24 protein-coding genes are annotated in these 22,853 nt (G+C 59.7%); 18 read left to right on the top strand and 6 right to left on the bottom strand.

The features are described from left to right. Nucleotides 1-4: 4 nt before the first annotated feature. The 3 genes from MUN80_RS12800 to MUN80_RS12790 all read left to right on the top strand — a co-directional run bounded on the left by MUN80_RS12800 (nt 5) and on the right by MUN80_RS12790 (nt 3,822). Nucleotides 5-1,129: an LLM class flavin-dependent oxidoreductase gene (locus tag MUN80_RS12800; RefSeq protein ID WP_244724758.1), complete on the top strand. Its 1,125-nt coding sequence runs from the start codon at nt 5-7 to the stop codon at nt 1,127-1,129. A gap of 76 nt (nt 1,130-1,205) precedes the next feature. Further along, the gene (locus tag MUN80_RS12795; RefSeq protein ID WP_262922068.1) at nt 1,206-2,252 is read left to right on the top strand and encodes an LLM class flavin-dependent oxidoreductase; all 1,047 of its coding nucleotides are present in this window, start codon (nt 1,206-1,208) and stop codon (nt 2,250-2,252) included. 859 nt (nt 2,253-3,111) lie between these two features. Continuing rightward, nucleotides 3,112-3,822 (top strand): GAF domain-containing protein, encoded by a 711-nt coding sequence (locus tag MUN80_RS12790; RefSeq protein WP_244724754.1) that lies wholly within the window; start codon nt 3,112-3,114, stop codon nt 3,820-3,822. A gap of 166 nt (nt 3,823-3,988) precedes the next feature. Here the strand turns inward: MUN80_RS12790 and MUN80_RS12785 are convergent, their stop codons facing one another. Next, complete coding sequence (locus MUN80_RS12785; protein ID WP_244724752.1) at nt 3,989-5,011, bottom strand: LLM class flavin-dependent oxidoreductase; 1,023 nt, start codon at nt 5,009-5,011, stop codon at nt 3,989-3,991. Between the two features lie 203 nt (nt 5,012-5,214). Between MUN80_RS12785 and MUN80_RS12780 the strand changes: the two genes are divergently transcribed. From MUN80_RS12780 to MUN80_RS12750, 7 genes are all read left to right on the top strand, one after another. After that, on the top strand, nt 5,215-5,616 hold the full coding sequence (locus MUN80_RS12780) for a hypothetical protein (protein WP_244724751.1): 402 nt from the start codon (nt 5,215-5,217) through the stop codon (nt 5,614-5,616). A 137-nt stretch (nt 5,617-5,753) separates the two neighbouring features. Further along, nucleotides 5,754-6,119 (top strand): hypothetical protein, encoded by a 366-nt coding sequence (locus MUN80_RS12775; protein ID WP_244724749.1) that lies wholly within the window; start codon nt 5,754-5,756, stop codon nt 6,117-6,119. Between the two features lie 20 nt (nt 6,120-6,139). Next, nucleotides 6,140-7,192: a hypothetical protein gene (locus MUN80_RS12770; RefSeq protein ID WP_244724747.1), complete on the top strand. Its 1,053-nt coding sequence runs from the start codon at nt 6,140-6,142 to the stop codon at nt 7,190-7,192. A gap of 22 nt (nt 7,193-7,214) precedes the next feature. Beyond that, complete coding sequence (locus tag MUN80_RS12765; protein ID WP_244724745.1) at nt 7,215-7,889, top strand: response regulator transcription factor; 675 nt, start codon at nt 7,215-7,217, stop codon at nt 7,887-7,889. A gap of 167 nt (nt 7,890-8,056) precedes the next feature. Continuing rightward, entirely contained in the window at nt 8,057-9,373 is a 1,317-nt protein-coding gene (locus tag MUN80_RS12760; RefSeq protein WP_244724744.1) for a sensor histidine kinase, read from the top strand. A gap of 162 nt (nt 9,374-9,535) precedes the next feature. Then, nucleotides 9,536-10,471: a T9SS type A sorting domain-containing protein gene (locus MUN80_RS12755; protein ID WP_244724742.1), complete on the top strand. Its 936-nt coding sequence runs from the start codon at nt 9,536-9,538 to the stop codon at nt 10,469-10,471. 166 nt (nt 10,472-10,637) lie between these two features. Continuing rightward, a complete protein-coding gene (locus tag MUN80_RS12750) occupies nt 10,638-11,030 on the top strand; it encodes an STAS/SEC14 domain-containing protein (RefSeq protein ID WP_244724740.1) in 393 nt (130 codons plus the stop codon). A 141-nt stretch (nt 11,031-11,171) separates the two neighbouring features. Here the strand turns inward: MUN80_RS12750 and MUN80_RS12745 are convergent, their stop codons facing one another. Then, the gene (locus MUN80_RS12745; protein ID WP_244724738.1) at nt 11,172-11,564 is read right to left on the bottom strand and encodes a hypothetical protein; all 393 of its coding nucleotides are present in this window, start codon (nt 11,562-11,564) and stop codon (nt 11,172-11,174) included. 331 nt (nt 11,565-11,895) lie between these two features. Here MUN80_RS12745 and MUN80_RS12740 point away from each other — a divergent pair, with 331 nt between their 5' ends. The 4 genes from MUN80_RS12740 (at nt 11,896) to MUN80_RS12725 (ending at nt 16,353) form a co-directional block, all read left to right on the top strand. Next, nucleotides 11,896-12,312: an EamA family transporter gene (locus MUN80_RS12740; RefSeq protein WP_244724736.1), complete on the top strand. Its 417-nt coding sequence runs from the start codon at nt 11,896-11,898 to the stop codon at nt 12,310-12,312. Between the two features lie 114 nt (nt 12,313-12,426). Further along, on the top strand, nt 12,427-13,134 hold the full coding sequence (locus MUN80_RS12735) for a fasciclin domain-containing protein (protein ID WP_311136292.1): 708 nt from the start codon (nt 12,427-12,429) through the stop codon (nt 13,132-13,134). A gap of 234 nt (nt 13,135-13,368) precedes the next feature. Beyond that, nucleotides 13,369-15,678 (top strand): endonuclease, encoded by a 2,310-nt coding sequence (locus MUN80_RS12730; protein WP_244724734.1) that lies wholly within the window; start codon nt 13,369-13,371, stop codon nt 15,676-15,678. A gap of 255 nt (nt 15,679-15,933) precedes the next feature. Further along, on the top strand, nt 15,934-16,353 hold the full coding sequence (locus tag MUN80_RS12725) for a hypothetical protein (RefSeq protein ID WP_244724732.1): 420 nt from the start codon (nt 15,934-15,936) through the stop codon (nt 16,351-16,353). A gap of 53 nt (nt 16,354-16,406) precedes the next feature. Here MUN80_RS12725 and MUN80_RS12720 read toward each other — a convergent pair whose 3' ends face one another. Further along, a complete protein-coding gene (locus MUN80_RS12720; RefSeq protein WP_244724731.1) occupies nt 16,407-16,685 on the bottom strand; it encodes a GNAT family N-acetyltransferase in 279 nt (92 codons plus the stop codon). Between the two features lie 244 nt (nt 16,686-16,929). On the opposite strand from MUN80_RS12720, the gene MUN80_RS12715 reads away from it, so the two are divergent. The 4 genes from MUN80_RS12715 to MUN80_RS12700 all read left to right on the top strand — a co-directional run bounded on the left by MUN80_RS12715 (nt 16,930) and on the right by MUN80_RS12700 (nt 19,927). Further along, nucleotides 16,930-17,439 (top strand): hypothetical protein, encoded by a 510-nt coding sequence (locus MUN80_RS12715; protein WP_244724729.1) that lies wholly within the window; start codon nt 16,930-16,932, stop codon nt 17,437-17,439. 14 nt (nt 17,440-17,453) lie between these two features. Further along, the gene (locus MUN80_RS12710; RefSeq protein WP_244724728.1) at nt 17,454-17,732 is read left to right on the top strand and encodes a hypothetical protein; all 279 of its coding nucleotides are present in this window, start codon (nt 17,454-17,456) and stop codon (nt 17,730-17,732) included. Between the two features lie 275 nt (nt 17,733-18,007). Beyond that, nucleotides 18,008-18,823, top strand: a complete 816-nt coding sequence (locus tag MUN80_RS12705) for a universal stress protein (protein WP_244724727.1) — start codon at nt 18,008-18,010, stop codon at nt 18,821-18,823. 69 nt (nt 18,824-18,892) lie between these two features. Then, a complete protein-coding gene (locus MUN80_RS12700; RefSeq protein WP_244724726.1) occupies nt 18,893-19,927 on the top strand; it encodes a Gfo/Idh/MocA family protein in 1,035 nt (344 codons plus the stop codon). Between the two features lie 219 nt (nt 19,928-20,146). Here MUN80_RS12700 and MUN80_RS12695 read toward each other — a convergent pair whose 3' ends face one another. The 3 genes from MUN80_RS12695 to MUN80_RS12685 are packed head-to-tail and all read right to left on the bottom strand — an operon-like array spanning nt 20,147 to nt 22,816. Continuing rightward, nucleotides 20,147-20,917 carry a LytR/AlgR family response regulator transcription factor gene (locus MUN80_RS12695; RefSeq protein ID WP_244724724.1) on the bottom strand — a complete coding sequence of 257 codons (771 nt, stop codon included), beginning with the start codon at nt 20,915-20,917 and terminating at the stop codon, nt 20,147-20,149. Then, entirely contained in the window at nt 20,914-21,969 is a 1,056-nt protein-coding gene (locus MUN80_RS12690; RefSeq protein WP_244724722.1) for a sensor histidine kinase, read from the bottom strand. Before MUN80_RS12690 ends, MUN80_RS12695 begins: the two co-directional genes overlap by 4 nt. Nucleotides 21,970-21,988: 19 nt before the next feature. After that, nucleotides 21,989-22,816 carry a DUF5694 domain-containing protein gene (locus MUN80_RS12685; protein ID WP_244724720.1) on the bottom strand — a complete coding sequence of 276 codons (828 nt, stop codon included), beginning with the start codon at nt 22,814-22,816 and terminating at the stop codon, nt 21,989-21,991. Nucleotides 22,817-22,853 lie beyond the last annotated feature (37 nt).

The raw sequence follows: 22,853 nt of genomic DNA, 5'->3' as shown, positions 1-22,853 counted from the left end.
AGTAATGAACAACAGAAAAACGTTAAAGCTGGCCGCGGTCATTGATGGGCCGGGGTGGAATTTTTCCTCCTGGCGCCACCCCGCCATGCCCGCCGACGCCGGCGAAAACATCGATTTCTTCATTCAACAGGCGCAGCTGGCGGAGCAGGCCAAATTTGAGACCCTGTTTTTGTACGACGTGAGCCACGTCGGGCCCGGCAACATTCCCTACTACCTGAGCATGTTCGAAGGCGGGACGCTCATGTCGGCCTTGGCCATGAAGACGGAGCGCATTGGCCTCTCGCTAACGGCCTCGACCTCCTACACCGACCCCTACAACCTGGCCCGGCAGGTGCTGTCGCTGGACAAAATCAGCCGGGGCCGGGCCTCGCTGAACGCCATTACCTCTAACCCAGGCGGTATGGTGAACTTCAGCCGCGGCCACATGGGCAAAGCCGACCAGTACCCCATGCACCAGGAGTTTCTGGAGATTCTGCTGGGTTTGTGGGACACGTACGAGGACGACGCCTTTCCCCGCGATAAGGAAAGCGGCGTCTTTCTGAATCCGCGCAAGATGCACCCCATCAACTACCGGGGCCAGTACTTCTCGGTGGACGGGCCGCTGAACCTGAGCCGCTCGGTGCAGGGCCGGCCCGTCCTGTACATGGCCGGCAGCTCCCCCACTTTCGTGGACCTGGCCACCTCCTACACCGACGGCGTCTTCATGGCGGGCAGCACCTTCGAGGAAACATTATTGCTCGCCACTGCACTTACCGCGAAGCTGCTTGAAAAAGGCCGGCTGCCAGAAGACTTCGTGCGGTCGGTGTCGCAAAACCCCATCGTGGGCCGCACCGATGCCGAGGCCTACGCCAAGTACCAGGAAATCCGTGCGCTGGGGCCCTATTCGCACACCCCCGTTCCCTTGTTTATGGGCTCGGCCGAGCGCGTCGCCACGGAAATACAGCGGTGGTACGAGGCCGGGGCTATTGACCTGTTCATGGTTCGGCAAGACCATTCCCACGGGCTACAAGACTTTATCGAGCTGGTGGTGCCCATCCTGCAGGAGCGTGGCCTCTTCCATACGGAGTACGCGGCCGAAACCCTGCGGGGCAATCTGGACTTACCAAAACCAGCGTTCCGAACCATTTAAACCACGCCTGCCTTCTCTTCCTGCTAGTCAAGCATCTGGCCTGCTGCTACCCCCGGCCAATTATCTTAAAAAAGCAATGCCTACTCCTGTGAACGAGTCTAACCGCCCGGAAAAGCCACCGGTTGCTTATTCCATTTTAGACCTAGCTATCGTGTCGCAAGGCGATACGGTGAAGCAGACCCTGAACAATTCGTTGGCGCTGGCCAAGGCCGCTGAAGCAGCCCACTACACCCGCTACTGGCTGGCCGAACATCATAACTCCGATAATATTGGCAGCAACGCGCCTCCCCTGCTCATCGGGTACGTGGCTGAAAATACGACGACCATCCGGGTGGGCTCCGGCGGCATCATGTTGCCCAACCACTCGCCCCTGATTGTGGCCGAGCAATTTGGCACCTTGGCGCAGCTCTATCCCGGCCGCATTGATTTGGGGGTGGGCCGGGCGGCCGGTACCGACTCGCCGACCGCGAAGGCCATCCGGTCGGATTTCATGCAGGCGGCCCAGGCCTTTCCGCTGGAAATCAGCAAAATTCAGGCGTACTTCTCTCCTGCCAACAAGCAGGCCGCCGTGCGGGCTCCTATAGCCGAGGGCACCAACGTCCCCCTGTATATCTTGGGTTCCAGCACCGATAGTGCCCACTTGGCGGCCAAGATGGGCCTGCCTTACGCGTTTGCCAGCCACTTTGCCTCCACACACTTACACCAGGCGCTGCAAATTTACCGCGACGAGTTTAGGCCTTCGGCGGCGCTAAGCCAACCGTATACCATCGTGGCCATCAACGCCTACGTGGCCGATACCGACGAAGAAGCCCAACGACAGTTCACGAGTGTCATCCGGATGTTTGTGGGCATGTTGACTGGAAGAACGAAAGAACCCATGCAGCCGCCCACGGACATGACCGAGGAACTACAAGAAATGTGGCAGCATCCCTCCGTCTACCAGATGCTCAAGTATTCCTTTGTCGGCAGCAAGCAAACCGTCAAGCAGCAGCTACAAGCCTTTCTGGTCGAAACGCAGGCCGATGAGCTCATCACTGCTTCCAGCATGTACGCGCTGGATGACCGGCTAAAGTCTGCACGACTGTTCGCCGAAATTATGCAGGAGCTTAACGAAAACAGGTAAAGCAAAAGGGCAAGTAGCGCCTAGCAGGCTAATCAGCCTTACTTCCGAAATGCGCCCAGACCGGTTTCTTCCGTAGGGCCGTTTTCTGGTTCTCGCCGTAAGGAAGCGGGTGGCTATCTGGCTGCCCGCTTTTTCATTTACTTCCTGCCTACGCCTTCGCTACACAGCGCCGCAACTGACAACGACCTAACGGACAACCGCCACCGTCCGCCCGGGCGCACCAAGTACCGCACCACCGACGCGGCACTCATCGTGCCCCCTGCCTTTCTAACGCACGCCGATAACTCCCCACGCGTCGAGCGTACTATGAACCAAGGAACGACACGGCGAGGGCATCGAAAACCCAGATGCCGAGTCTACGGCGGCTACGATACTCCTATACAGAAGGGCCACTATGAGCCCCAGCGGATTCTGCCTAAATAGGGCAGAAAATCGTGAGGTTAGAAGTAGATTTTCTTTGCCTGGAAAGCTCAAGAATCTGTCGCTTACCAAGCTGTAGTATAAGCATGAGTATGGCAGATTATTAGGATCTTAGCTTTGCAGCTGAAGCGAACGTAAGTTAGCAGGCGACGAATAGAGCGTCTAGGCGCTGGCCTACGATACGGGTAGCCCTTTTTACCGCGGGGCAAACTTACTCAGCGCTATACGGGGTTGCACTACTGTGCTGGCTAACTAGATCCGGACACCGGTAGTAGAATAACCGTGTCAGTTTCATGCTTGCCTGTAGGGCGCTCGTGAGACTTCACGGGTGGTTTCATTGCCCACACCATAAGTGAGCATGGTGTGGTTCAAGAGGAGAACAGCCCGTAAATCCTTACTTTACGTTTATAGCTTCAAAGCAAGCTAGCTACTTACTATTATGTCTTCTGCTCCTTTATTCCCCGATAACGAATCTGAGCGGCTGCGCAGCCTGCGCTCCTACGACGTGCTGCCAACCCTTATCGAGCCGATTTTCGATGAATTTGTTGCGCTCACGGCGCAGGTTTTCAGCCTGCCTATCTCCCTCATCGCTATAGTCGAGGAAGATGAGGTGCTGTACCCGGCCAACCACGGTATGCCCGGCAACGACCGGCAGCCCCGGGCCGAGGCCCTGTGCTCCACGGCCATTCAACAGTCCCGTGCCGTGGTTTACCACGACCTGCTACTTGAAACTACTGCCACCATTACTGCTGAGGCCGCCCTTGCGGCCCAGCAGAATGAACTCCGCTTCTACGCCGGCTCCCTGTTGCGCCTACCCGATAAGTCCCCTCTGGGCACCTTGTGTATCATTGACCGGCAGCCCCGCACCTTTAGTGCACCCGAGCAACAGGTACTCGACCAGCTCGCGGCTTTAATCAGCCAAGCCATTGCCGTACGCCATAACTGCTTATACCACTCTTCGGGCGGGTCTGAGCAGTGGGAAAAGTTACGGGTCCAACTTCAGGAGGAATTGCGCGAATTAACGGCTTTGGTACGCTATCTTTTCACTCGGCATGGCGTCCAGATTCCGGTACCAACCGAGCTACTCGCCCAAGTGCAGCGCCGCCTACACGATTTTCAGTTCTTGCTCGACGAACAGCAATGCTCCTGACCCTTACGTATCGTCAAGGGAGCAGACTACGCTTTTGGTTGCTTTGCAACCTGCTTACCTTTCTGTTTCACACTGCATAAAAAAAGAGTCCGAAAACCACGTTTCCGGACTCTTTTGCCTTATAACAGCTTAATAGTACTACGGTAGCAGTTGATTCGGGCTTTACCTAGCGCAGCAAAGGCACCACACGGGTGCCCAGCAGCTCAATGGCCCGCAACAGCTGAGCATGGGGCAATGTAGCCACATCCATTTGGAAAGTTACGCGCGTAATGCCGCCCAAGGCGTCGCTGTGCCGCTTAATCTTGGCCGCAACTTCTTCCGGGCTGCCGACCAATAGGGCCCCAGTTGGGCCGGCCTGCGCATCGAATTGGGGCCGGGTAACGGGCGGGCCACCCCGCTCCCGGGCCCGGCTGCTGAAGGTGCGGGCATAGCCGGGGTAAAAGCTCTCCAAGGCCTCTTCGGTCGTTTCGGCCACGTAGCCTAGGGAGTGCAGCCCTACTGGCAGCTGCTCGGGCGTGAAACCCGCCCGGCGGCCCGCCTCCCGGTAAAGGTCGACCAGGGGCCGGAAGCGGTGGGTTTCGCCCCCGATGATAGCCACCATCAGCGGCAAGCCCAACATGCCGGCCCGGGCAAATGACTGGGGTGTGCCGCCCACGCCCAGCCAGACAGGCAATTGGCTCTGCGCCGGCCGCGGATAAATACCCTGCCCTGTGAGAGCGGGCCGAAACTTGCCGCTCCAATGCAGCCGCTCATTGTTGCGAATAGCTAGTAGCAACTCCAGCTTTTCGGTGAAAAGGGCATCGTAATCGTCGAGGTCGAAGCCGAACAGGGGAAATGCCTCGATAGAAGAGCCGCGGCCCACCACCATTTCGGCCCGGCCCTGCGAAATCAAATCCAGGGTGGCAAACTGCTGAAACACGCGCACCGGGTCGGCGGCGCTGAGCACGGTCACGGCGCTGGTCAGCCGGATCCGGCGGGTACGGGCGGCTGCGGCGGCCAGGATGACGGCCGGTGCCGAATCGAGGTATTCCGGTCGGTGGTGCTCCCCAATACCAAATACATCGAGTCCGACCTGGTCGGCCAGCTCGATTCGGTCGAGTAGCTGGCCCATGGCCTGGGAGCCGCTCAGCTGGGTGCCGGTGCCATTGTCCAGCAGCAGGGCCGCAAAACTATCTATTCCTACCTCCATTTGTTTTCCTGTATAAATCCGGGGCAATCGGCATTTGTTTAGCGGGCCCGCTCTTACCTGAAAGCGGCCAGCTTAAGCCCAACTGTACCTGGATGTACTAGCTGGCCCGGCGGGAAGATAAAGCAAAGGTGGGGCTTATCATTTTCACATCATGTTGACGAGCTAGGTTTGATTCATATCCTTCGAATTAAGCCTTCGTTCCCATGAAAAAGATGCTTTGCTCCGCCGCGGCCCTGTTGTTCTCGGTAGCCGCTCTGGCTCAAGCCCCCGCTCATAAGGCGCCCCGCCCGAACAAATCAGAAGCACGCCCCGCCCAGCAGTCCGAAATCAGAGACGAAAACAAGGACGGAATTCAGGACGAAGTAGTCACGACCCCGGTCAACCACGGGCAAACGGTACAGGCCGTGGCCCAGGGTACGACTTTAACCGGTGCCGACAAAGGAGCCGCGGTAAGCTCGGTGGCCAGTGCCCGCCGCTCGACAGCCCACGACAACCGCACCCTACGGTCGGCCCGTGGGGAGAGAACGCACGGCTCCTTACGGGCTGGCGGCAACGGACCGCAGAAAAGCCGTGTCGGAGGTAATGCTCACCGCTCGGAGCGCTAGGATTGCCGGTTGAGGCCAGCGGCCGGCCGTATTTCGGCTTAAATCAGAGAGCGGCCGGCACTGTTTCATAACCTGGGCGTGTTGGAGTGCTCAAAATGCAGTAGGTTGCCTTGGGCCTAGTTATTTTTGCCCCGTTCATGACTATTCTAATTCGTTTGCTGTGTATGCTGGTGCTGCTGACGGCAGCCTTGCCCGGCCAGGCCCATCACCCAGGGGCTGTGGACGAACAAGGCGACAAGCCGCGGCGGGACGGGGCGGCGCCGCCAGTAAAAGTGGTGCCTCAGAGCAAGCCGCAAAGCAAGCCCCAGCGGGTGGAAGGCGGCGGCTTGTTTGGCCGCTCGACGGATCACTCAGCCCGCGGCGACCGGCCCGAACGCTCGGCCCGTAGTGCTCGTAGTAGTAGCAGTAGAAGCGCCGAAGGTGGCCGCAGTGCCCGCAGCAGTAGCAGCAACGGTGGTAGCCGGGGCGGCGGAGCTGGACGGGGGCACGGCCGCGGGCACTAAACACCACTGACTGAGAGCATATGGTTTCTTTACTTGGCTTGCCTCGTTTGCTGGGGCTGCTGATTTTGGCGGGGCTGCTGGGCTCAGCCGGAACCGCAGCCGGTCAGAGTACGGGCACCAGTAAACCCAAACCCCGCGCCACCACAACGCCACCCAAGAAAAAAGTACCTGTGCCGCCGGTTGTCAAAACGCCGGTGAAGGCCCCGGTGAAAGCGCCGATTAAAGCTCCTGCCAAGCCGGTTCCGCCCCCACCGCCGCCGCCCATTGCTCCGGTTCCGTCCAAAGCGGAACCGCGCGGCAGTTTGCGGGCCGAGCTGAGCTACGGCACCAATTCCTCGTTTTTTGGCCGCACCCAAACCACGCGCTTTCCCTATACGGCTGGGGAGCTCAGCTACACCAGCCGCTACGGCATCTGGGGCTCGGTGGTGGGCTACAATCTGTTTGACACTTCCAGCTTTATCGACGAAACCGACGTGGCGGTGGGCTGGGACGGGGACCTGTCCAAAAAGGTGGATGCCTCGCTGAGCTACTCCCACTTTTTCTTCGCCCGCAACAGCCCACTGGTAAAGTCCAGCGTCAATAATTCCATCGACGCCTACGTGGGCTTAGATTGGGGCTACGTGTATTCGCGCCTGAACGCGGCCTACCTGTTTGGGGAAAGCAACGACTTTTTCCTGGTGCTCGACAACTCCCGCTACTTCGAAATCGACAAGGTGTTTACGCCCAAAGCCTACGTGGCCATTGAGCCGCGCCTGAGCATGATGGCGGGCACCCAGCATTTCATCGAAACCAGCATCGAGCAGCAGGTTGTACGCGGTAACATCAAAGGCAATGGAAAAGGCAACGGGAAAGGAAACGGCGGCGGGGGCAGCACAACCATTACCACGACGACCGAAACTCCGGTGACACGCTTCCGAGTGCTTAATTACGAGCTGCGCGTGCCCGCGACCTACCACCTGGGCGCGGTGGCCGTGCAGGCGGCCTGGCGGTATTCCATCCCAGTCAATTTGCTGCCCGACGACGTGAGCCGCGCCCGTTCCTACTTCACGACCAGCGTGGCCTTCACGCTGTAAACCCGCCGCCTTTCGACCTACCATGACCGTTCTTATCGTGGAAGATGAGCGCACCCTGGCCCGCGAGCTGGGCATCTTCCTGCACCAGCAAAACTTTACCTGCACGGTGGCCCGCACCGCCCGTGAGGCCCGTACCCACCTGGCCGATACGCCCTTCGACTTCGTGCTGCTGGACCTGGGCCTGCCCGACGGCGACGGGCTCGACGTGCTGGCCGAGGCCAAACAGAACGATCTGACGGCCGCCGTTATCATCCTGACGGCTCGCGGCGCGGTGGAAGACCGGATTGGTGGCCTGGAGCTGGGGGCCGATGATTACCTGGCCAAGCCCTTTTCCCTGCCCGAACTGCTGGCCCGTATGCACGCCATCACACGCCGCCGCTTCGGGCTGCACAAACCGTTGGTGGGCTGCGGCGCTTTCGAGCTGGACCTGCAAACGCGCCGCCTGCTGCACCAGGGTCAGGAAGTCAGCCTGTCGGTCAAGGAATTTGATGTGCTGAGCTACTTGGTACTGCACAAAAACCGGGTCATGACCCGCCTGCAGCTCACCGAGCATATCTGGGGCAACCTGCCCGAGGCGGGCTTCGACTCCAACTACATTGACGCCCACATCAAAAATCTGCGCAAGAAGCTCGGGCTGCTGGCCGACGTGGAGTGGCTCGAAACCGTGCGCGGCGTGGGCTACCGGGCCCGGCTGTGAAGTTACAATCAGCACGTTCTGCTCAGCAGAGCCGAAGCATCGTTCCCGCAGGAGGAATTAAGTTACTTTGGCAGTCGGCAGGCTTCGACTCCGCTCGGTATAACCAGGCCATGGACTGCTTGCTGTAGCCCGTTGGGCCGCGGGACGCCGCCTAAAACCTTTTCCTTTTGAAGCTCAGCACCAAATTCAGCTTGTTCAATGCCCTGTCGCGGGTAGCCATTCTGCTACTGCTGGTAGGTGTGCTGCCACCGGTGATGAGCCAGCTGGCCCTAGTATCGACGGATAACCGGCTGGCCCAGAAGAAGGAAAAGGTGCTGCGCCTGATTCGCCGCAACGGTATTTCTACCTTTATCGAGGGCGACCAGTCGTCGTACGGCAGCTACAACCTGCTCAAGGAGGAGTTTATTTCGCTCGAGGAAATACCGCCCGGACCGCGCATCGACGTGATTGAGGACTCGAAGCGGGCCGTGGAAGATGAAATCGTGGAATACCGGGTGCTGAGCTACTCTTTTGCCCAGGGCCCGAAGTACTACCTGCTCGAAATCGGGCGCAGCACGGGCAGCATCGACGAGACGGAGCGCAACTTCCGCACCTACGCCTTCTACATTCTGCTGGTAGCTGTGGCCCTGACGACGCTGGCCGACCTGGCCTTTTTTCGCTACCTGCTGGAGCCATTCTACACCATCATCCGGCAACGGCTTAAGAATGCCCACCACCCGGCCGCTTTCAACTTCACGCCTATCCCGACCAGCACCGACGATTTCCGCTACCTCGACGAGAGCCTGCGAGAAATGATGACCACCATTCAGGCTTCGTTTTCCAAGGAACGCAAGTTTATTGCCGACGCGTCCCACGAGTTGCTAACCCCGCTGGCTGCCCTGCAGTACCGTTTCGACAATATGCTCAGCGACGAAAGTCTGTCGGATGAAAACCTGTTGCGGGTCGTGGAGTCGCAGCGCACGGTGCACCGGCTGCGGACTATTATCAAGTCGCTGCTGATGATTTCTAAAATTGAAAACGACCAGTTTCCGCGCACCGAAAGCGTATCGTTGGGGCAGCTGGTGGCTGAGGTGAGCGAGGAAGTGCAGGACCGGCTGGCCGTGCTCAACCTCTCGCTCAGCCAGGAAGTGCAGCCCGATTTTGTGGTGCCGGCCGCCAACCGCGGCTTGCTCTTTACCCTGCTCTTCAACCTGGTTAGCAACGCCATCAAGTACAACCGGGAGGGTGGGCAAATCATGCTGCTGGGCCGGCCGGCACCGGGCGGCTACGTGTTGGAAGTGCGCGACACCGGCCGGGGCATCAGGAAGGAGCAGTTGCCACGCCTGTTTCACCGCTTCGACAAGGGCAGCACCACCGACCCGGACAGCTACGGCCTGGGCTTGTCCATTGTCCGCACCATTGCCGACCTGCACGGCATCCGCATCGAGGTCAACTCTATTGAAGGCCTGGGTACTTCTTTTCTGCTTTTTTTTCCGGCTCAGTAAATGCCGGATTGGGGCTAATCAGGGCTAAAAACAGCTTTTTAGTCCCTTCCGGTGGGCTGAGCGAGGCGTTGCTTATCATATTCACATCATGTTTAGGCAGTAGCGTTGTGCACTAACCTGCAGTACTCCGGTACCGCGCGACCTTCACCTAACGCCTGCGCTATGCGTGCCCTGTCTCCTATTCCAACCACTACTTCTCACGTTCTCGACAGCGTGGCCTCCTGGTGGAGCCACGCCATTATTTTGCTCAGCCTGTTGATGATGGCCCGAGCAATGCGCGCCCAAGCCCTGGATTCTGACCACGTGGCCTTCTCCGAGTCGGCGGGCGGGAGCACTGCCCCGGCCTTTGCGGGGGCACTTTTTGCCTACGATGGCGGGAGCCGCTGCGCTGGCACAGTGGGTCAGCTCGTGCCCGCCTGGGCCAACGGAGCGCAGGCTGGTACGTTTTCGGCCAGTCCGGCGGGCCTGAGCATCAATCCGACCACGGGCGTCGTAGATCTGGCCCGCAGCCGGGCCGGGGCCTACACCATCACTAACCATCTGACGGCCAGCGGCACCACGGGCTTGTCGGCCAGCACGTTTCTGGTGCTCCACACGCTACCCAGCCCCATACTGACGGCCAGCGGCCCAACCACGTTTGGCAATGGCGGTGCCGTAACCCTAACAGCCAGCGGTGGTACCGAAGGAGCTACCTACCAGTTTTTCAACAATGGCCAGCTCATCCGGGAGGCCACCAGCAATACGTATACCGCTACTACCAGCGGGTCGTACACGGTGCTGGTTATCAATCCGGGCAGCTGCGTGGCGGCTTCGGCGGCTGTTCCCGTTAGGGTGACGCCAGCCGCGGCCAAGACAGCTCCGGAACTCAGCATTGCTCCCAACCCCACACCGGCGCATTTTACCATCTACACGGGGGCCAGCAGCGCGGCGGCCCGGATTTCGGTGCGCAACAGCCGCGGGGAAGAAGTGCAAACCGGCCAAGTGCCCGCTGGCGTCCGTTCCTACGATGTTGACCTGAGCCGTCTGGCCCCCGATACCTATATCCTCCAAGTCACCACGGCCACGGGCAGCGTCATGCGACGCGTAGTGCGGGAATAAGGGCGGCCCAGTGCCCCATCCGGCGAAGCTCGACTGCTCAGCCTGCTTTCAGGGTGGGTACCGTTCAGCTTAGACTGCCAAGAATAGTCTACCGTTTAGGTTCGTAAGACTTCTTTTCCGGATGGTGTTTCCGTATATTGGAGTTCCCCTTTCACCCGACCCCTGGATGGAAATCCTCTACGATACGCCTTCCCTCTCTATTTCGTATGATATCCTCAACCAGTGGCTGTACGTGGAATGGAAGGGACAGCACAACGAGGTTTCGGCCGTCACGGGGGGCGACGTAGTACTACGCTTGCTGCAGCAGCACCCCTGCACCAAAATGCTTAACGACAACAGTCAGGTAACTTCCGACTGGGACAAAGGCGCGGCCTGGGTGGGCGGCCACTACTACGACCAGCTGGCCCGCGGCGGCGTACGGTACGTGGCCTGGGTGTATCCTCCCCATTGGCGGGCCCGCAAATCCATGGACAAGGCTATGCAGTTCGTAACCCGCCCCATGGTCGTCACATTCGATGATCTGGCTACGGCCTATGAGTGGCTGCGCACGACCGCCTGACGCTTCACTGCTTTATAGTGCATAGTACACAACAAAGGGCCAACACTGCTACGTGTTGGCCCTTTGTTGTGGTAAAAAGCTCTGCGTTCTTTACCAGCGGAAAGTTTGTTTGGGTATAGCTCAGAAAGGAAACAGACAGAATTAGGCGGCTTGTTCGCGGGCTTGGGTGCCCGTTTGCAGGTGTAAGGCCTGAAGATTGGTTTGGGCGTCCTGCATTAACGACAAAGCCACGCCGCCGTGCAGCCCGAAAAACGCTTCAATCTGCTGCAGGAGCAGCGCTGGGTCATCCGAGTCGAGCTCCGCCACGATTTGGCTCATCGAGGAAATATTCTCGCAGGTGGTCAGCATGTAGCCCGGCTCGTGCAACCAGGAGTACACGAACAGCGTCGCTCCATCCTGAGCCGTGTAAATGTGCTGGTAACGCACGTCCGTCGGCGGAATGTAGGCTCCTTCCCCGCTGCGGTTGGAGGTGAACAGGGAGTAACTGGGGACCAATGGCACAAAGCCCAGGTTGTGCAGATATGTGTCTTTCATGGCAGTCGTCTTTTAAAGAGGCTACTGGGGGAGAAAAGTAGCTTAGAACGCTTCCAAGATTGCCGACTTTTAGCCCGATAGAAAGGAAAATTTATTGGCAATTGTGACACGCAACAAAGCAAGACAGAATGCTTTATTCCACCTGAACAGCGCTATTATCAGCCGTATCCACAGCTGACAAAGTACTAATGTTATCAAATTGTGACATGGATTTACAGCTAATAGCTTTTTAGAAGCTGGTCGAATCTTACCAAACACAGCCACTTTATCAATGGACGGTCGGGCAGGCTACAGCCAAAAGCCTAGTCTTGGTGAATATATAATTTTTCGCATGTGGTGGTTTTACGCCCTTCTCTCGGCCAGCTTTGCGGCCCTCACTGCCGTACTGGCCAAAGTAGGTATCAAGGGCGTCAATTCAGATCTGGCGACGGCCATCCGGACGCTGGTAATTCTGCTGGTAGCCTGGGGTATCGTGGCCGCCAAGGGCAGTCTGGCCGAGCTGGGCACTCTTACCCCGCGCAACTGGCTGTTCCTGGCTTTGTCGGGCGGAGCAACGGGCCTGTCGTGGATATTTTACTTCCGGGCCCTACAGCTGGGCCGGGTGTCGCAGGTGGCGCCCGTGGATAAGCTGAGCGTAGCACTGGCCATCATGCTGTCGGTTGTTTTTCTGGGCGAGAAGCTGACTGTGCCCGTGGCATTTGGGGCCGCCCTTATTATCATTGGCACGCTGGTGCTCATTTGGGGCTAGCCGTTTCCAGGAATTGTTCTGTGCGTTACTGGACGAGCTCAACCGTAAAACAGGCTCTGAACCTATCTTTGACGGGACGGGTCCGTATAGCGGGCTGCTAACCTATTCTATCCGATGCTCAAACTTCTGCTCCTGAATCTTACCCTGGCCCTTTGCTTTATCACGAGCCCGCGTGCTACCGCCCAAAGTTCCCAACCCTTAAAGTCAAAGGTGGATGCCAACAAGGCCAAGGTCCGGCAGGGCGGCACGATGACCAAGACCAAAGTAGCCCCCGATGGAAAAGCCAAGGTGAAGGGCAAGGCCACAAACGGCAGCAAGCTCAAGGCCAAAACCAAGCCCACGGCCCTCAAGATAACGCCCGGCGTGGTGGTGGGTGGCAACCTGATGATGCCCGATCAGGACATTGTGGCCAACGCCGTGAATTCTACCGACCACACCACGCTGGTATCGGCCCTGCGGGCCGGCGGCTTGGTCGAAACCCTCAAGGGGCCGGGACCGGTAACCGTTTTTGCGCCCACCAACGCGGCCTTCGACAAGCTGCCCGCCGGCACGGTTACCACCTTATTACTGCCCGAAAACAAGCAGCGGCTCAGCACCATCCTCGCCTATCACGTCGTATCGGGGCGCCTGCTGGCCAATGACCTCAAGGACGGGCAGCAACTGACCACGGTGGAAGGCGAAACCCTTACGGTGGCGCGCAAGGGCAACACCGTGCTGTTGCGCGACGTGCGGGGCGGCACCGCTACCGTAACTATTCCCGACGTGCTGTCCAGCAACGGCGTTACCCACGTCATCGACACGGTACTGATGCCGACCAAATAGGCCGCCAGCTGCCGCCGCAGGGTATTCAGCTGGCTGCCGGTTAAGCAGTTATTAACTTTTCCAGCAGCAGGAAGCCTTCTTTTTCCAGGAAAAGGCCCGTAGATTATTCTGCGGGCCTTTTTGTGCTTACAGCTCCCTCTGGAATAGCAATAAAACGCCAGGGCTACCGAATGATTTTCGGATATTTGATTTTCCTCATTCTGTTTCCGTTCTATTTCCTTCTTCCATCTTCGCATGAAACACCTATTCGCATGGGCTGTGGCCGCTGCAATGAGTCTGAGTACGGCCGTAACGGCGCAGGTAATGCCCGCGGCTCCTCCGACCAACCTGCAGGGGCAACAGCTGAAAGACTGGCTGCGCGCCAACTGGTACGACGGTAAGCGTATCGACCTGGGTTACGACCAGGCCCGCGGCAAAATGTACAACTACGTGGACGTGTTCGACGGCCGCCTGACCTGCGTGTACTCGGGCTACTCCGTGCCCAAGACCATCGACTCGACGGCTACCAGCACCGGTGGCGTGGGCTTGATCAACTGTGAGCACACCATTCCGCAGTCGTGGTTTAACGAGGTGAGCCGGATGAAATCCGACATTCACCACCTGTTCCCGACCTACACCCAGTGGAACTCGAACCGCGGCAGCGACATGTTTGCCGACGTGCCCGACAGCCAGACCAAAATCTGGATGCGCAACACGACCAGCCAGTCGACCATTCCCACCAGCAACATCGACGAGTGGAGTGAAGACAGCGGACCGCTGTTTGAGCCCCGCGAAGACCATAAGGGCAACGTGGCCCGCTGCGCTTTCTACTTCTACACCATGCATCAGGGCCAGACCTTTGATGCGGGCAAAGACGTAATTACCGGCCTGGCTGATCTGCAAACGCTGTACCGCTGGCACCTGGCCGACCCGGTAGATGCGCATGAGCGGGAGCGGAACCGCCGCACGGCCAAAAGCCAGGGCAACTTCAACCCCTACATTGCCTACCCCGAGCTGGTAGCCCGCGCCTACGGCCTGATTGCCCAGCCTACCTTCGCCTTTGCTACTGCTACCGGCTCCATTCTGGAAGGCAACAGCGGCACGAAGACCTACACCACCACCATTAGCGTGGACCCCGCTCCTACCTCGACCATCACGGTGCAAGTCGGCGCGGATGCCGCCAATTCCTCAGCCCTGAGCCCCGAAGACTACACCTTCACGACCCAGACCCTGACCTTCGTGGCGGGTGAAACGTCCAAGCCTGTCACGGTAACCATAAACGGCGACACCAAGTCTGAAGCCGACGAGGTAGTGCAGCTCCGGCTGAGCAGCCCCAGTAGCGGCAGCAGCACCGGCAGCGCCTCCACCCATTCCCTGGTGATTACCAACGACGACGGGGAGCCCACCACGGTGAAGTTTGCCTCGGCTGCCGGCTCTATTCTGGAAGGCAACAGCGGCACCCAAACCTATACCGTGAACGTGACCCTGACCGGCTCGGCCAATGCTGCCGCCGTAACGGTACCCGTCAACGTAGTGGCCGCCTCGACCAGCGCCAATGCAACGGATTATATTCTGAACACCACCGCGCTGCGTTTCGCCGCTGGCCAGACCAACCAAACGCTGCCCGTGACCATTACGGTGAACGGCGATGTGACGCCCGAGGCCAGCGAAACAGTGTACCTGACGCTGGGCACGCCTTCTGACGGGGCTGTAATCGGCAACCCCGGCGCCCATACCTTTACCATCACCAACGACGACCAGGTTCCCGGCGGCGCGCCCTGCACCAAGCTCTTCTTCTCGGAATACGTGGAGGCCAGCAGCGGCAACAACAAGGTGCTGGAAATCTTCAACCCGTCGCCGTTTACCGTCGAGCTGACTGGTATGCGCGTGGACCTGTTTGCTAATGGCTCCACTACGCCAACGACCCAGGCTCTGTCGGGCAGTATTGCGCCCGGCGGCGTGTATATTATTGCCAACCCCACTTCCTCGCCAGCCATCCTGGCCCTGGCCAACATTACCTCAAGTGTGACCTTCTTCAACGGAGATGACGCCATTGGCCTGTTCGACGGCACCGATACGCTCGACGTCATTGGCGTAATCGGGCAGCGGCCGGCCGCTACCGGCTGGGTTATTCCCGGCGGAGGTACCACCACCGACAACACCCTGGTGCGTAAAACAACCGCGTCGCAGGGTGAAGCCCGCTGGTCGCGCGGGGCGGCTACCTGGGAAGCCAAGGGCGCCGATGTAACGTCGAACCTGGGCGGCCACGCTTCGGCTTGCTTCCTTCTGAGCACCAAAGCTCCGGTAGTAACCAACAAGCTGGAAGTATATCCCACGCCTACCACGCAGTTGCTGCACGTGCGCCTGCCCGAGGCCGCCGCTCGCAGCAAGGCCACCATCACGTTGCTCAACACTCTGGGCCAGCAGGTGCTCACCCGCCAGCAGACGCTGGGTGGTAGCACCGAGGCCACCCTGGATGTGCGCAGCCTGCCCGCCGGCCTCTACACCGTGCAGGTAGCCCTGGATGGCACTATTTACACCAGCCGCGCCGTAGTACAGCCCTAAGTAGCTGCTACCAGATTCAAAAAAGCCTTGGCCTCTTTGGAAGCCAAGGCTTTTTTCTGGGTTAACTGCTGGTTTGCCCTTACGTGGTCTGGCCCGTTGGGAATTGACCTGCACCGGGCCGAAATAACCTGCCGGACACGGATATCTCGCCGGACCGGCGTATTTTTGCAGGTGCTCCGGCAGCGGATTTGCTGGCCCGACCGGCGAAATCGTCGTGTTTCGGGGAAGTGAAAAGCCGCTTGCCTTCCTATGTTTATGCCCATTCTTACGCCCAGCGAAACCCTCTACTTTGCCAACCCAGCCCTACAGCTAAGCTATGACGCGACCGGGTATCTGCGCCTGCGCTGGACCAGCGCGGGCGGCACCGATGAGGAGCTGCGCACTGCCTACCTACAGGTTCGGCAGGGCATGAGGCATTTCCGGACGGGCAAAACGATGAGCATTCACCACAACCGGCCCCTGATACCGGTGGCCGTGCAGCAGTGGCTTTCTACCGACTGGATTCCGGGCTGCGTGCGGGAAGCGGGCTACAGTCACTGCGCCATTGTGGAAAGCCACAGCCCCATGGCGCGGCTGGCTTCGCAGGCCGTGAGTCTGGGTGCGCCCTCGGCTCTGGCCTTTCGCCACTTCCCCACGGAAAATGCCGCCGATGCCTGGCTGCAGCAAAACGCCTAGCTAGCGGCTCAGCTCACCCGATTTTGGGAGTCCGCTACCAGCCAGGGGGTTGCTTAGGCCTGCATGCTCTGGTATTCGGGGTGGCGCTGCACGTAGGCTTGCATAAAGGCACAGCTGGTTTTGATGCGTAACTGCTGGTCGCGGGCGTATTGCAGCCCGGCCACGGCCAGCGCCTCTCCCACGCCTTGCCCGCGCAGATTTTCGTCCACGAACGTGTGGGTAAAATCAATGACGGTGTCGCTGGGACGGCTGTAGGCCAGCTCCGATTCGTAGCCCTGGGTGGAGGCGTAAAACGTCTGCTCTTCTTCGTTATGGGTGATGTTGGGTTTCATAGGATCAGGATGCGGAAGCAGTGGTAAACAGGCTGCATACGCAAGTTGCCGCGGGGAGTAGGCATTTGGCGCCCCCGAAATCGGCACCTAGTTACCGCAAGCTCAAGACTAGCACCCGCAACGAGCTCGACGGGTAGCCCGGCCGCTGATTTTGCCCGGGCCGTAGCCAAATCCGGCGCGGCTGCGTACACAAGGCTAGCGCACCGCTATAGGTGCCCACCACCGTAACTACTCTCTTTCCGCCATGCAAAATCATCCCAACGACGGCAGCAACGATAATCCGGACGAGTTCAGCGAGTTCCGTAAGGATAAAATCAACAACCAGGGCCCCGAAAACCACCAGGAAGGCGCTATGCGGGCCGGCGCTACCGCCGAAAACGGCCAGGACGTGCCCGCCAGCCCCAAGCCTAACACCTTTGCCAGCAATACCCCCGCGTACGGCGAGTTTGGCGGCGTTTCGAATACTACCGCTCCGGCTATTAACGGCCAGGATGCCTACTCGCACCCGGCCGGCAATAACCCCGGTGGCGTAGCGGCTCCCAACGTAACTGAGTCTGACCAGCGGGGTGCTGCCCCGCAAAACCGCGCTACCGGCACCGTACTTCAGAACCTGGACTCGGACGACCAGGTACGCCGGGAAGCTAATAAGGAAGATGACCCACGCTACGGCAGCGGCACCCGCAACTGGGCAACCAACGAGCCGGCCAACCGCAGCACCGGTCCCGAAGATCCAAACGACTCGACGTTGAACTAAGCACCCTCCTTGCAATGGCTACGAACAAGAAATCAGCTGACGCCAACGAACCACAGTCGGATGGCGGCAAAATGAGCCCCGAGCAGCAAAAGCACCACGACGAGCTGTATAACTACAAGCGCGACGAGGAAGGCACATTGGACACTTCTGCCCAATTGGAGCAGGAAACTATGGGTATTCCGGACGACACGACCGTACCGGGTGCTACCGGCGACCTGGCCGGCACCGGCGACCAGCGGGACAATATCATTATCGAGTCGAATAACAACTTCGACAACGACAACAACCGCTAATTGCTGGCAGGCTACTGGGGAATATCTCCCGGTTGACCAGACCTTTGCAACCTTAAAAAGCCGTTCAGCCGCTGGCTCGAACGGCTTTTTTTCTTGCCCGAAATGCCCGACTACGCGTGGACGCAATGCTATGCCGACCAGCTGTTTCGGCAGCTTTTATAAGCGGTTGATACTATCGGACTGCCGCCGATACGGCCCGATAAATGGGCTCTTGGGCAACAGCTTAGCTGGCCTGTAGTATATATAAGCCTCGCACCTGCTAATCGTTTTTGCGTATGCCTGCTCCTTTGCTTGTACTTACCGACTTTACGCCCGCTGCCGATGCCGCCCTGCAGTATGCGGCCACCCTGGCGGCCCACCTGCAGCTGCCCCTGGTATTGCTGCATATAAACCGCACCTCGGTTTTTGACCCGGAAACCTTTACCGGCAAAATTCCCCACCGCAGTGAGAGCGAAATTGCGCTGGCGCTGGATGAGCGAATCCAGGGCCTGTCCGTGCCCGCCGTGCCCGCCATGATGACCGGCCGCTCTACCAATGCCATTCGGGGAATAGTGGCCCAGCACCAACCCGCGCTACTGGTGCTAGGACGACCCGGTGCAGCGGAACTGCCCGCCGAGCTCGTCAGTACTACTTCCCTCAACTTGCTAAGCGAAATTCAGTACCCGCTGCTCATTGTGCCGGCCACTACTCAGCACCAGCTCCCGCAACGTTTGGTCCTGGCCGCCGACAACAATTCGTTTCAACTGGCCCCTTCTGCCCGGCCGGTACAGAGCCTGCTCAACGCACTGCAAACCCCAGTGACAGTCGTACACGTGGCCGAGCCCGAAGACAACGATTCCTGCCACGCGGCCCTGGCCAGCGTGCAGCGGGCCGGTTTGCTGGCCGATGGGCAGCACCCTGTATCGACCCACGGAGTGCGCAACCTGGATATTCCGCGCGGCCTGGAGCAGGCTGTGCGGGAAACGCACGCCGATGTACTGGTACTTATTGCCCGGCGGCACAACGTGCTGGGTCGGCTGTTTCACCGCAGCGTCACGGCCCAGATGATTCGCCAAACCCAGCTGCCGGTGCTGGTGCTGCCGACCTTGTAGCCGGCCGGGCACGTCTCTGAAGCCTGGACCAGTACCAGCGGTATTCTTTTACTACTCCAATCCGAAATCATGAAATCAACTACTTCCGACAAGCTCGGCTTTGCCATCGTGGGCCTGGGCAAGTTTGCCACCGAGCAGATCATGCCCAATTTCAAAGCCTGCAAGCACGCCCGCCTGGCAGCCTTGGTCAGCGGCTCACCCGACAAGGCCCAAAAGCTGGCGGCCCAGTACGAGTTGCCCGAAACCAGCGTGTACAGCTACGACAATTTCGACTCTATTAAGGACAATCCGGACGTCGACATCGTGTACATCATCCTGCCCAACTCCATGCACGCCGAGTTTACCATCCGGGCGGCGCAGGCGGGCAAGCACGTGCTGTGCGAGAAGCCCATGGCTACGTCGGTTGAAGACTGCGAAAAGATGATTGCCGCCTGCCAGCAAGCCGACCGGAAGCTGATGATTGCCTACCGGGCCCATTTCGAGCCGTTTAACCTGGACGCCATGGCCCGCATCCGCAAGGGTGAGTTAGGTAAAATCAAAGCCATTACCTCCGACCACGGCCGGCCCGTGAAGCCCACCGAAGACCAGGCCGACGCATGGCGGGTGGTCAAAAAGCTGGCGGGTGGTGGCTCCCTCATGGACATTGGCATCTACGCCCTTAACGCGGCCCGCTACCTCAGCGGCGAGGAGCCGGTGGAAATCACGGCCCAGGAATTCAGCGACAAATCGGACCCACGCTTTGCCGAAGTCGAGGACAACATCCACTTCACCCTGCGCTTCCCCAGCGGTGTGCTGGCTTCCTGCACCAGCTCCTACAGCTACTCGGAAGTCAAGCGCGGCCGGGTGTTCGGCGACAAAGCCTGGCTCGACCTCGACCCGCTGTCGGACTACAAGAAGCACACGATGAAAATCGGGGACGATGAGGGCAACCAGGAGCCCGAAATTGAGGAAGGCAACCAGTTTGCCGCCGAGCTGGACCACATGGCCGAGTGCGTATTGCATAACAAAACGCCCAAAACGCCCGGCGAGGAAGGCCTGAAGGACGTGCGCTACATCATGGCCATCTACGAAGCCGCCAAAACCGGCAAAGCCGTGAAAGTGTAGCCTACCAAGCCCCGTGTCCTTGCGAGGCGCAGCCGTGGCAATCCTTCCGCTGCGCAGTACGACTCGAACTTTTATCAGAAAGCCCTTTCCCGTAGCAAACAGGAAAGGGCTTTTCACATATGAGCACTCCGCACATTTCAGAGGACAGATTGCTTCGGCTGCGCCTCGTAATGACAGACGTTGTTGAACATCAACTCCCTATTTCACCATCTCACCATTTCACCGGTCCAGCCAGCTTTTGAAGGGGGCGGCCCGCTCACTGCTGACCAGCACCTCGGCCTCGACGGGTGGGGACAAGGTGAGCTTGAGGCGGCCTTTGAAGTAGGCGTGAATTTCGTGGATGGCGGGCAGGCTGGCCAGGAACTTCCGGTTGAGACGGAAGAACAGCGCCGGGTCGAGGCGCTCCTCCAAATCGTCGAGGGTGAAGTCGACCACGTAGCGCGGGCCGGCACCCGTGACGAGGTAGGTGTACTTGTCTTCGGCGAAAAAGTAGGCTACCTCGGCCGCGGCAATGGTTTTGATGCGCTGCCCGGCCCGCACCAGGAAGCGGGCTTTGTAGCGCGCCTCACTGGCCCGCAGCTCGTCGAGCAGGCGCAGGTAGTCGATGGCAGCGGGCGGGGCCGGGGTCAGGGTGCGGCGCAGGGCTTCGTACTTGCGGAACGCATCGGCTACAGCCCGGGGCGTGAGCGGCTTGAGCAGGTAATCAATGCTGTTGACGCGGAACGCCTGGATGGCGTACTGGTCGAAAGCCGTGGTAAACACCACCGGGCAGGGCACGGCCGTTTGGGCAAATATCTCGAAGCCCAGCCCGTCGGCCAGGTGGATGTCGAGAAACAGCAAATCGGGGGCGGCGTGGGTACTAAGCCAGGCCACGGTGTCGGCCACCGAGTCGAGGCAAGCCACGATGGTCGAGGCCGGGTCGTAGGCCCGGATCAGCTCCACCAGCTTGTCGGCAGCCAGCTGCTCATCTTCTACTACCACGATTCTCATGCGGGTTCGAGCTCCAGCAAGGGCAGCTCCACGGTAAAGGTAGTCGGCCCGTGTTCGATGCGCAGCCGCCGCTCCGACAAAAACTCGTAGCGTTTGGCAATGTTGGCCAGGCCCAGGCCGGTGCTTTTTTCCTGGCTACCCCGGGCCTGCACGTTGTTGGTTACCAGGAGCGTACCCTCCTCCTGGGCCCGCACGGCTACTACCAGCGGGCGGCTGGCCGCCACCACATTATGCTTAATGGCGTTTTCGATGAGCATCTGCAGGGCCAGCGGGGGCAGGTAGTGCTGGTGCCACACGGCGGGCACGTCCAACTCGACGACCAAGCCGGCGGCGAAGCGCTGCTGGAGCAAAAACACGTAGGCCTGCACCATTTCCAGCTCCTCGGCCACGGGCACTAGCTCCCGCTCCTGACTGCTGAGCACGTAGCGGTACACCTGGGCAAACTGCTCGACGAATTCCTTGGCCAGGGGCTGACTCCGGTCGATAAGCACGGAGAGAATATTGAGGTTGTTGAACAGAAAATGCGGACTCACCTGCTGGCGCAGAGCCGACAGCCGGGCCTGGGTACTTTCGCGCTGCAGCCGCTCGGCCTGCAACTCGGCCTGCCGCCAGCGGCCCAGAAACTGCATGCCCAGCTGCGCGCCCTGCACGATGCCGAACAGCGTGAGGGCAGCCCCGTTGATGAGCAGAAAAATGGGCAGGGTGTAGTGGCTGCCGGGGTTTTCGAGGTAGCGCAGGCTGTAGAACTTGAAAAGGGTGTAGGGTACGTTCACGATGACAAGAGCCAGGCCCGCGCTGCCCAGCACCTGCAGCAGCAGCCGCACTCCTATCCCCCTGGCCCAGGGTCGGCGGCGGTCCAGGTAGTCGGATACGGCGGCGGCAGCTTCCCACATCAGAAACACGAGCAGCAGCATCACGGCCACGGCGCTCCAGGCAAAGCCCGAGGGCTCCAGCACGCTGGCCGCGTAGTACACCATCGTGACGCAGAGCCCGATGAGCAGGGAGCCCAGCACCCGCACGTGCCGGGGCGAAAAAGCAAAGGAAGGCCGCATACCTCGGGGCTAGTGCTGCTTATTTCAGAAAATCGTAGGCCTCGACCAGGTCGTACTCCGACGAGTTGGCTAAGATATTCTTTAAAAAGGACGTGTGCCCGTTGCCGTACACCACCAGGACCCGCTCCTGGGGCGAGGGCGCCACCTGCATCAGGTTGGCCACAATCCGAATGTTGCGCTCGTAATAATCGGCGACCAAGCGGCTGCCGGCGGGCTCCTGGGGCGTGCCGTAGTGCAGCAGGCGCAGGTACCAGTCGTGGTAGAGGCGGTGCAGGGCCGGGTGGTTGATTTGCCGGAAGTAGGCGTCGAGCGGGGTTTTGAGCAGCACCTGCTCATCGGCTTTCAGCATGGAATCAACCGACTGCACCTGGCGCTTCAGCTGCCCGTCTTGGCCGTGGCGCTGGGCGTAGGCCATCAGCTCCCCAAACTCGAAGCGGCCGGGCGCGTCGATGCCGTATACCCGCTCGTGGCCCAGCATCTTGGCCAGCCGAAAGCCTATTTGGTCGATTTCGTTGCGCTTGAGCTGGTAGGTGCCAGCTTGGTATTGCCGGTAGCGCACCTGCACCAGGGAGTCGTAGCGGGTGCCGGGCGCCCACTCCAGGCAAATTTTGGTGGGCCGGAAGCGGGCCAGCTTTTCGGCCAGCTTCTGCAGCTCCTGCTGGCGCCGGAGCGTGGTCACGTCGTCGGCCTGCATGTTGACCAGGTCGGCGCCGGGGTTACCCATGTGGTAGGAGCCCAGAATCATGACCTGGGCCCGGGCGGGCTTAGCCGCCCGTCGGGGGCCAAAGCTCAGCAGGGCCAGCACGGGAAATAGCAGCAAAAGCAAAAAGACGCGTAAGGGTTTCATAGGGCAGCTGTTGGGGTGAAGAATACCCAAAGCTGCC

The sequence above is a fragment of the Hymenobacter cellulosivorans genome, from assembly GCF_022919135.1.
GTDB classification, from domain to species: Bacteria; Bacteroidota; Bacteroidia; order Cytophagales; family Hymenobacteraceae; genus Hymenobacter; species Hymenobacter cellulosivorans.
Note: the sequence above shows the minus strand (reverse complement) of the source record. Positions and strands in the feature narration are given on the sequence as shown.